At 70.3% G+C, this 1934-nt stretch carries 1 protein-coding gene; it reads left to right on the top strand.

Annotated features, from left to right (window positions below; all coding sequences use genetic code 11):
- The coding region (gene dxs / locus HNR01_RS27300; protein WP_210313671.1) for a 1-deoxy-D-xylulose-5-phosphate synthase at nucleotides 1-1934 on the top strand (1934 nt) is incomplete at both ends.

Here is a 1934-nt window from a genome sequence, read left to right as displayed (position 1 = left end):
TGGCACTAGCGGACACGACGATCCTCGAGGGTCTTGAGACGCCGGATCGTCTCCGGCTTCTGCCGGAGAGCGAGCTGCAGAAGGTGGCCGACGCGGTGCGCGCCGAGATGATCGACGCGGTCTCGGTCACCGGCGGCCATCTCGGCTCGGGGCTGGGCGTGGTCGAACTCACGGTGGCGCTGCACCACGTGTTCGACACCCCCGACGACCGCATCGTCTGGGACGTCGGGCACCAGTGCTACCCGCACAAGATCCTCACCGGGCGGCGCGACCGCATCCGCACCCTGCGCCAGGGCGGCGGCCTGTCCGGCTTCACCAAGCGCTCCGAGAGCGCCTACGACCCCTTCGGCGCGGCGCACTCCTCCACCTCGATCTCCGCCGCCCTCGGCATGGCGGTCGCCCGCGATCTCGACGACGCCGAGACCAAGGCCCGGGGCGAGGCGCCGAAGAAGCGCCGCAACATGGTCGCGGTGATCGGCGACGGCTCGATGTCGGCGGGCATGGCCTATGAGGCCATGAACAATGCCGGCGCGCTGCACTCGCGCCTGATCGTCATCCTCAACGACAACGACATGTCGATCGCCCCGCCGGTGGGCGCGATGTCGGCCTATCTCGCCAGGCTCGCCTCCGGCGGCACCTACCGGAGCCTGCGCGAGACCGCCAAGCAGCTCGGCAAGCTCCTGCCGAAGGCGCTCTACCAGCGCGCGGCGGCGGCGGAAGAATATGCCCGCTCGCTGATCGTCGGCGGCGGCACGATGTTCGAGGAGATGGGCTTCCACTATGTGGGCCCGGTGGACGGGCACAACCTCGACCACCTGCTGCCGGTGCTCAAGAACGTGCGCGACTCGGATCAGGGCCCGATCCTGCTCCACGTGGTGACGCAGAAGGGCAAGGGCTACGCGCCGGCCGAGGCGTCGGCCGACCGCTACCACGGCGTGGTGAAGTTCGACGTGGTCTCGGGGATCCAGGCCAAGGCCAAGGCCAACGCCCCGGCCTATACGCGGGTGTTCGGCGAGAGCCTGATCAAGGCGGCCGATGCCGATCCGAAGGTGGTGGCGATCACCGCGGCGATGCCCGGCGGCACCGGCATCGACCTGTTCGGCAAGGCGCATCCCGACAAGACCTTCGACGTGGGCATCGCCGAGCAGCACGCGGTGACGTTTGCCGGGGGCCTGGCCACCGAGGGCTACAAGCCGTTCGTGGCGATCTACTCGACCTTCCTGCAGCGGGCCTACGATCAGGTCGTGCACGATGTGGCGCTGCAGAACCTGCCGGTGCGCTTCTGCCTGGACCGGGCCGGTCTGGTGGGGGCGGACGGCGCCACGCATGCGGGCGCGTTCGATCTGGCCTATCTGTGCTGCCTGCCGAACATGACGGTGATGGCGGCGGCCGACGAGGCGGAGCTGGTGCACATGGTGGCGACCGCCCATGCGCATGACAGCGGGCCGATCGCGCTGCGCTACCCGCGCGGCGAGGGGGTGGGCGTGGAGCTGCCGGAGAAGGGCGAGCCGCTGGCGATCGGCCGCGGGCGTGTGGTGCGCCGTCCGGAGGGAGCGCGGGTAGCGCTGCTGTCGCTGGGCACGCGGCTGTCGGAGGCGTTGAAGGCGGCGGACGCGCTGGAGGCGGAGGGGGTGGCGACGAGCGTGGCGGATGCGCGCTTTGCCAAGCCGCTGGACGCGGAGCTGATCGTGGATCTGGCGATGAGCCACGAGGTTCTGGTGACGGTGGAGGAGGGCTCGGTCGGCGGCTTCGGGGCGATGGTGCTGCACCTGCTGTCCGAGCGGGGCGTTCTGGATGCGGGCCGGGTTCGGGTTCGCACGCTGACGCTGCCGGATCTCTACCAGGATCACGACAAGCCGGAGAAGATGTACGCCGAGGCCGGCCTCGACGCCGAGGGCATCCTCAAGGCCGTCCGCGCCGCCCTGCCGGAGAAG

The sequence above is a fragment of the Methylorubrum rhodesianum genome (genome assembly GCF_014199985.1).
In the GTDB taxonomy this organism is placed as follows: Bacteria; Pseudomonadota; Alphaproteobacteria; order Rhizobiales; family Beijerinckiaceae; genus Methylobacterium; species Methylobacterium rhodesianum.
This window is presented reverse-complemented; position numbering and strand designations above follow the sequence as displayed.